Origin of the sequence: Micromonospora sp. NPDC047753 (assembly GCF_040642735.1) — a bacterium.
In the GTDB taxonomy this organism is placed as follows: domain Bacteria; phylum Actinomycetota; class Actinomycetes; order Mycobacteriales; family Micromonosporaceae; genus Micromonospora.
Map to the genome: position 1 here is coordinate 1 of NZ_JBEYSL010000336.1, position 7,756 is coordinate 7,756.

General features: G+C 68.5%; 6 protein-coding genes and 1 pseudogene. All 7 read left to right on the forward strand.

Annotated features, from left to right (window positions below; genetic code table 11):
• A partial coding sequence (locus ABZ749_RS24360; protein ID WP_357231560.1) for a fibronectin type III-like domain-contianing protein occupies positions 1–601 on the forward strand: 601 nt, incomplete at its 5' end.
• Positions 602–611: 10 nt separating this feature from the next.
• Positions 612–1,601, forward strand: coding sequence for an ABC transporter permease subunit (locus ABZ749_RS24365; RefSeq protein WP_357231563.1), 990 nt, complete (start codon positions 612–614; stop codon positions 1,599–1,601).
• Complete coding sequence (locus tag ABZ749_RS24370) at positions 1,598–2,509, forward strand: carbohydrate ABC transporter permease (protein WP_357231566.1); 912 nt, start codon at positions 1,598–1,600, stop codon at positions 2,507–2,509. Before ABZ749_RS24365 ends, ABZ749_RS24370 begins: the two co-directional genes overlap by 4 nt.
• Before the next feature lie 47 nt (positions 2,510–2,556).
• Entirely contained in the window at positions 2,557–4,194 is a 1,638-nt protein-coding gene (locus ABZ749_RS24375) for an extracellular solute-binding protein (RefSeq protein ID WP_357231569.1), read from the forward strand.
• Between the two features lie 90 nt (positions 4,195–4,284).
• Positions 4,285–4,974: a DUF624 domain-containing protein gene (locus ABZ749_RS24380; RefSeq protein WP_357231572.1), complete on the forward strand. Its 690-nt coding sequence runs from the start codon at positions 4,285–4,287 to the stop codon at positions 4,972–4,974.
• Complete coding sequence (locus ABZ749_RS24385; protein WP_357231575.1) at positions 4,971–7,004, forward strand: beta-galactosidase; 2,034 nt, start codon at positions 4,971–4,973, stop codon at positions 7,002–7,004. Before ABZ749_RS24380 ends, ABZ749_RS24385 begins: the two co-directional genes overlap by 4 nt.
• Positions 7,001–7,756: pseudogene (locus ABZ749_RS24390) on the forward strand (alpha-glucuronidase); the annotation flags it as partial. The gene ABZ749_RS24385 and the pseudogene ABZ749_RS24390, both read left to right, overlap by 4 nt.

The following is a 7,756-nucleotide window of genomic DNA, read 5'->3' on the forward strand; positions in this document are numbered from 1 at the left end:
GACCGAGGCCGGTCGAGTCGATGATGTGCACCCGGCTCAGGTCGACCACGACATGCCCGCCCACCTCGGCCACGTGCCGCAGCGCCGTGCGCAGGCCTCGATCGACCCGACCCCGGCGTACCCGTTCGGCCACGGGCTGAGCTACACCACCTTCGATTGGTCCGACGCCACAGTGGTCGAACCGCGTGAAGATCCGACCGCCTGGCCGGTCGACGGCGAGGTACGGGTGCGGATCACCGTCGCCAACACCGGTGAGCGGGCCGGCACCGAGGTCGTGCAGCTCTACCTGCACGACCCGGTCGCGCAGACCACCCGTCCGGTGGTCCGGCTGATCGGTTACACCCGGCTGCCGCTGGCGGCCGGCGAGGTGGCGCACGTGACGTTCGGCGTACCTGCCGACGTGGCGTCGTTCACCGGGCTGACCGGCAGACGGATCGTCGAGCCCGGCGACGTCGAGCTGCGGTTCGGCCTATCCAGCGGCGAGGTGGCGGCGGCCCTGCCGCTGCGACTGGTCGGCACCGAACGCCAGGTCGGTTTCGAGCGGGAACTGCTCACCTCGGTGTGGGTCGAGCCCCTCGTGGCCGTTGCGCAGTCGGCATAGGAGGCCACGGATGACATCCACCCTGCGGCCACCGCCGCCGGCGCCGCCGAGTCCTCCGCAGCGGGCGCAGAGCCCTGCCCCGCGCTCGCCACGACGCCGTCGCAGTTGGCGGCAGGCACTGCGCCGGGACTGGCAGCTCTACTCCCTCGCCATCCTGCCGCTGCTGTTCTTCCTGGTGTTCCGGTATCTGCCGATGATCGGCAACATCATCGCGTTCCGTCGGTTCAAGCCGGGCGGCAGCATCTTCGGTGAGTACTGGGTCGGGCTGCGCTACTTCCGGATGTTCCTCAGCGACCCGACGTTCTGGGAGGTGTTCACCAACACTCTGGTGCTCGGAGCGCTGACACTGCTGTTCTGCTTCCCGCTGCCCATCGTGCTGGCACTGCTGCTCAACGAGGTCCGGGCCCGCCGCTTCAAGCGCTTCGTCCAGTCCGTCTCCTACCTGCCACACTTCCTGTCGATCGTGATCGTGGCGGCGATGGTCATGCAGCTGACCTCGATCGAGGGCACGGCCAACCAACTCGTCAGCCTGTTCGGCGGCGACCCGGTGGCATTCCTGCAGAGACCGGAGTGGTTCCGCACCATCTACGTCTCGTCCGAGGTCTGGCAGACGGTCGGCTGGGGCACGATCCTCTACCTCGCCGCCCTCACCACCATCGACGAGGACCTGTACGAGGCCGCCCGGATCGACGGCTCCGGCCGGCTGCGCCAAACCTGGCACATCACGTTGCCCGGCATCCGCCCGACGATGATGACCCTGCTGATCCTCAACATCGGCAGCTTCCTGGCCGTCGGGTTCGAGAAGATCCTGCTGCTCTACAACCCGTTGACGTACCCGACCGCCGACGTGGTCTCCACCTACCTCTTCCGGATGGGCTTCCAGTCGAGCAACTTCAGCTACGCGGCGGCCATCGGCCTCTTCGAGGCGGTGATCGGGCTGATCCTCGTCCTGTCGGCGAACGTCATCTCCCGTCGCACTGTCGGGACGAGCCTGTGGTGACCTTCGGTACGAAGATCGACGCTCCGAAGACGCGCGGGCCGGACGACAGCCGGGGTTACCGGATCTTCCGCGTCGTCAACACTGTCGTCCTGCTCGGCGTCGTGGTCGTGACGCTGTACCCGTTCCTCAACATCGTGGCCCGCTCGCTCAGCGAAGAGGCGTACATCATCGCCGGCAAGGTCACCTTCTTCCCGCGCGGGTTCGACCTGACCGCGTACAAGCTGGTGATGTCCGACTCGATGTTCTGGACGAACTACCGCAACACTGTGGTGTACACGGTGGTCGCGACGCTCATCTCGATCGTGCTGACCACCTGTTACGCGTACGTGCTGTCGAAGCCGCAGCTCAAGGGGCGCGGAGTGCTCATCGGGGTCGCGCTGTTCACCATGTTCTTCTCCGGTGGTCTGATCCCCAACTACGTGCTGGTCACCAGTCTGGGGATGAAGAACACCATCTGGGCCGTGGTGGTCCCCAACGCCATCAGCGTGTTCAACCTGCTGGTGATGAAGGCGTTCTTCGAGAGCCTGCCGAGCGAGCTGGAGGAGGCCGCGGCCGTCGACGGGCTGAACACGTACGGCATCCTGCTGCGGATCGTGCTGCCGCTGTCGAAGGCGATCATCGCGACGATGGTGCTCTTCTACGCGGTCTCCTTCTGGAACTCGTGGTTCACCGCGTTCCTCTACATCGACCGGCAGGACCTGCTGCCGGTCACCGTCTACCTGCGCAACCTGATCGCGGGTGCCACCGACGCACAGCAGTCAGGCGCGGCCGAGGCCGACGTCGTGCAGGCCGCGGCCACACTCCAGGCCGTGACGATCGTGCTCACCACCCTGCCGATCCTGGCGGTCTACCCCTTCGTCCAGCGGTACTTCGTCCGCGGCGTGATGCTCGGCGCGGTCAAGGGATGACGGCGAGCGCGCGGCACCTCCGACCCCCACCATTGAAAGGACGAGCCATGCTCCACAAGACGTGGCGCCGCGTGGCGGTAGCCACAGCGGGTCTGCTAGCGCTCTCCCTCACCACCGCCTGTTCCGAGGACCCCGGTGAGTCGACCGACCTCTCCGAGAACCGGGTCGGCGCGATGGCCAACTACGGCATCGGCGACCAGTTCAAGGCCACCGAGGCTCTCTCGTTCTCCACCCTCTACAACAACCACACGTTCTACCCGCTCAAGGAAGACTGGCTGTTCTGGTCGGAGCTCACCAAGCGGACCAATGTCACGATCGATCCGGTGGCCGTGCCGCTGAGCGACTACGAGCAGAAGCGCAGCCTGCTGATCGGCGCCGGCGACGCCCCGCTGATCATCCCGAAGACGTACCACCCGCAGGAGAACGCCTTCGTGTCCTCCGGGGCGATCCTCCCGGTGAGCGACTACCTGGACCTGATGCCCAACCTCAAGGACAAGATCACCAAGTGGAACCTCCAGCCGGAGATCGACAACCTGCGGCAGTCCGACGGTAAGTTCTACCTGCTGCCCGGCCTGCACGAGAAGCCCACGCAGGACTACACGGTGCTGGTGCGCACCGACATCATGCAGGAGCTCAACCTGGCGGTCCCGAAGACCTGGGACGAGCTGTACACGGTGCTCAAGGCGATGAAGGCCAAGTACCCGAACGTCTACCCGTACTCCGACCTCTTCAGCAAGCCCAACCCGACCGGCGCGTTGCTGAACATCCTCGGCTCGGCCCACGGCACCCAGGCGGGCTGGGACTACCAGCACGCGACCTGGGACCCGGCGGCGAAGAAGTTCAGCTACACCGGCGCGTCCGAGCAGTACAAGCAGATGGTCACCTACCTGCACAAGCTCGTCGCCGAGGGCCTGCTCGACCCGGAAAGCTTCACCCAGACCGACGACCAGGCCCGCCAGAAGCTCGCCAACGGCAAGTCCTTCGTGGTCACCGGCAACGCGCAGACCCTGGTCAACAACCACCGCCCCGATCTGGCCAAGACCCTGCCGAACGCCAAGATGGCCAAGATCCCGCTGCCGATCGGCCCGGCTGGCGAGATCAACCCGTTCCCCCGGTTGGAGAACGGCATCATGATCTCCACGAAGGCTCGGGAGAGCAAGAACTTCGTGGCCATGATGCAGTTCATCGACTGGTTGTGGTATTCGGACGCAGGCCTGGAGTTTGCCCGCTGGGGCGTCGAGGGCACGACCTTCACCAAGGACGCGTCCGGCAAGCGCACGCTCAACCCCGGGGTCGACTTCCTCGGGCTCAACCCGAAGGCGCCCAAGCACCTGCAGAAGGACTTCGGCTTCCACAACGGCGTCTTCGCCTACGGCGGCACTCCCGACCTGGTTCGTGGGTTCTTCTCGCCGGAGGAGCTGGAGTTCCAGAAGGTGATGGACGCCCGCAAGCCGAGGGTGGTGCCCCCGCCGGCCCCGTTGAGCGACGAGGAGCGCGAGCAGGTGTCGCTCTGGGAGACGCCGCTGAAGGACTTCGTCACCCAGAACACGCTGAAGTTCGCCCTCGGTCAGCGTCCGCTCAGTGAGTGGGACGCGTACGTGGCCGAGCTGAAGGCCAAGAACTCCGACCAGTACATCGACCTGGTCAACAAGGCGTACGAGCGGTTCCAGAAGAACAACGGCTGATGGGCGGGAGTCCGGTCGGGTCGCCCCTGGCGCGGCCCGGCCGGACCCCCGGTGACCACGGATCAGCTGAGTCGACCGGAGGGAGCGAGCGTGAGTGGCGCGACTCAGACCCGGCGACAGCTCGGCGACGGGCCACTGTCGCGGATCACCTCGCGCGTCTACATCCTGCTCGTGGTCGAGCTGCTCCTGCTGCTCACCACGTTGCCCGCCCTGCTTCCGCTGCTGGTGCTGGGCCGCGATCCGAGCAACCTGCCGCTGGCCGCGCTCCTGCTGGTACCGGTCGGCCCGGCGATCTCCGCCGCCCTGTACGCCCTGCGCCACCAGCGAACCGACCTGACCGACCTGCGCCCGGCCACCCTGTTCTGGCACGGCTACCGGGCCAACGTGCTCGGCGTGCTGCGCGTCTGGGTGCCGACGCTGCTGTGGTTGACAGTGCTCGCCGTGAACCTCGCCTACCGCGACGCTGCCGGCCTGTCGAGCTGGTGGGCGGTGCCGCTGGTGCTGATCGGAGTGGGCGTGACGCTTGGCGCGGCCAACGCCCTGGTGATCACCTCGCTGTTCGACTTCCGCACCCGCGACGTGCTCCGGCTGGCCGTGCACTTCCTCGTGCGTACCCCCGGTGTTCCCGTCGGCAACGCCCTGCTGCTGGCCGCTGCGGCCGGGATCACCGCGGTCTTCTCCGAAGCGGTGCTGATGCTGCTGGCGTCGATCGCGGTGCTGGCGTACCTGCGCGTCGGCGACCCGATGATCCACCTGATCCGGGAGGAGTTCACCAGATGAGCCGGCCCCTCAGCGCCAAGGTGCCCTTCGGGGGCGACTACAACCCGGAACAGTGGCCCGAGGACGTGTGGAAGCAGGACTACCGTCTCTTCGACACGGCACGGATCGACCTCGTCACCCTCGGGGTGTTCGACTGGGCGCTCACCCAACCCGCCGAGGGCACCTACGACTTCGCGTTGCTGGACAGGATCGTCGAGCGGGCCAGTGCCGAGGGACGCGGGATCTGCCTGGCCACCGGCACCGGAGCCCACCCACCGTGGTTGGCGAAGGCGTACCCCGAGGTGACCCGGACCGACTTCGAGGGCCGCAAGCACCGCTTCGGCCAGCGACACAACTCCTGCCCCAACTCGCCGATCTTCCGCCGGCTCTCGACGGAGCTGGCCCGCCGGGTCGCCCGTCGCTACGCCGACACCCCGGCGGTGCTCGCCTGGCACGTCGGCAACGAGTACGGCGGCGCCTGTTACTGCGCCCTGTGCGCGGCCGGCTTCCGGAACTGGCTGCGTCTCCGCTACGGCACCCTCGACGAGCTGAACGGGGCCTGGTACACCACCTTCTGGTCGCACACCTTCACCGACTGGGACGAGGTCGAGCCGCCCTCGGCGCTGACCGAGCACTGGCGTGGCCCGGACCACACCGCGTTCCCGGGCATCACACTGGACTACCTGCGGTTCACCTCCGACGCGATGCTGACGAACTTCCGCGACGAGAAGGCGGCCATCCGGGAGTCCAGCCCGGCACTGCCGGTGACCACGAACTTCATGGGCATGTACCGCCCGATCGACTACCACCGCTGGGCACCTCATCTGGACTTCGTCTCCTGGGACAACTACCCGCCCGACGACGCGTCGGCGGCCAGGATGGCGCTGACCCACGACCTGATGCGCGGGCTCAAGGACGGCCAGCCGTTCTGGCTGATGGAACAGACCCCGAGCTTCACCGCGTGCCGCGACGTCAACCCGTTGAAGCGCCCCGGTCTGATGCGGCTGTGGAGCTGGCAGGCCGTGGCGCACGGCGCTGACGCGGTCCTCTTCTTCCAGCTGCGTGCCTCCCGTGGGGCCAGCGAGAAGTACCACGGTGCCGTCATCGGCCACGCCGGTCGCTCCGACACCCGGGTGTTCCGGGAGGTCGCCGAGCTGGGCGCCGAACTGGAACGGCTCGGCCCGGCGTCACTGGGCGCGCGGACCCCGGCCCGGGTGGCGCTGCTGTTCGACTGGGACAGCTGGTGGGCGTTGGAGCTGTCCGACGGCCCGTCCCGGCTGGTCCGCTACCAGCAGGTCGTGCTCGCGTACCACCGGGCCCTCTGGGACGCCGGTGTGGACCTGGACGTCGTCGCGGTGACCGCCGACCTGTCCGGATACGACGTGGTCGTGGCCCCGGCCCTGCACCTGCTCAAGGGTGACCTGCCGCAGCGGCTGGAGGCGGTGGCGACGCGCGGCGGGTCGGTGTTGACCACCTACCTGTCCGGCCGGGTGGACGAGAACGACCAGGCGTTCCTGATGGACGTGCCGGGCCCGCTCGGTCAGCTCATGGGCGTCCGGGTCGACGAGTGGGACGCCCGCGGCCCGGAGGTGGTCAACACGGTCCGCCTCGGCGACGGCGCGGATCAGGTCGACGTCGACGCGAGCCTGCTGTTCGAGCTGGTGATTCCGCAGGGCGCGCAGGTCGTCGGCACGTACCAGGCCGACTTCTACGCGGGCACCCCCGCGGTGACCCGTAACTCCTTCGGCGCCGGCGACGGATGGTACGTGGCCACCGGGCTGGACCAGTCCGGGGTGTCCTGGGTCGTTCGGCAGGTGCTCGCCCGGCACGACCTGCTCGGGCCCTACCCGGACGTGCCGGACCTGGAATCCGCCGTGCGGGTCGCGGCGGACGGGTCGCGGCTGCTGTTTCTGCTGAACCACCGCGCCGAGCCGGTCGAGGTGACCGCCCGGACCGGCGGCGTCGACCTGCTCACCGGCGACCGTACGGCGGCCGGCGGCGCCCTGCGGCTGCCGGCGTACGGGGTTGTCGTGCTGGAGGAGGACCGGTGAACGCCGAAGAGTCGGTGGAGTTGGAGCAGCTGATGTTCGTCGAGGAGTCGATGGACGGTGACGAACCGCGCGTCCACCCGGCCTGGCTGCCGCCGGAGGCGTTCCGGTCGCTCGGCGCGCGTCGCATCCTCCTGCACGGCGAGGGGCTGCTCGTCGACACCGTCCTCAACGAGGTCTCGCGCGCCTGCGCCCGTTACGGCGGACGGGTGTGGCACTCCCCGTCCTGGGACGTCGACGTCGACCTGGTGCTCGCCCTGCGCGATGCCGCCGAGCTGCCCAATCCGGCGGTGGAGGCGGCCCGCGCCGCCGGCGAGGCGGCGCTGGTCGAGCTGGGCGACGGCGGGACGCTCGGCGACGAGGGTTTCGTGTTGGCGCGGGCCGGCGACGTGACGGCGGTGCTGGCCGACGCACCCGCCGGCCTGCTGTACGGGCTCTTCCAGGTGGTCCGGCTCTGCGCGGCGGCCTTCGACCCGGCCCGACCCCCGGAGCGGCACCGGCCGGCGCTGCGCCGACGAATGCTGAACCACTGGGACAACGTGGCAGTGCACCCGGTGATGGGCCAGGTCGAACGGGGGTACGCGGGCGGCTCGATCTTCTGGCAGGACGGCCGTCCGCGCGGCGACCTGGCCCGGGTGCGGGAGTACGGGAGGCTGCTGGCCTCCTGTGGGATCAATGCGATATCGGTGAACAACGTCAATGTGGCCCGTACCGAGGCGCTGCTGCTCACCGAGCGGCTCGGTGACGTGGCCGAG

Bases quoted from the DNA above. Each gene is read 5' to 3' on its own strand.
- ABZ749_RS24365 (WP_357231563.1), top strand. From the start codon at position 612: ATGACATCCACCCTGCGGCCACCGCCGCCGGCGCCGCCGAGTCCTCCG.
- ABZ749_RS24375 (WP_357231569.1), top strand. From the start codon at position 2,557: ATGCTCCACAAGACGTGGCGCCGCGTGGCGGTAGCCACAGCGGGTCTG.
- ABZ749_RS24385 (WP_357231575.1), top strand. From the start codon at position 4,971: ATGAGCCGGCCCCTCAGCGCCAAGGTGCCCTTCGGGGGCGACTACAAC.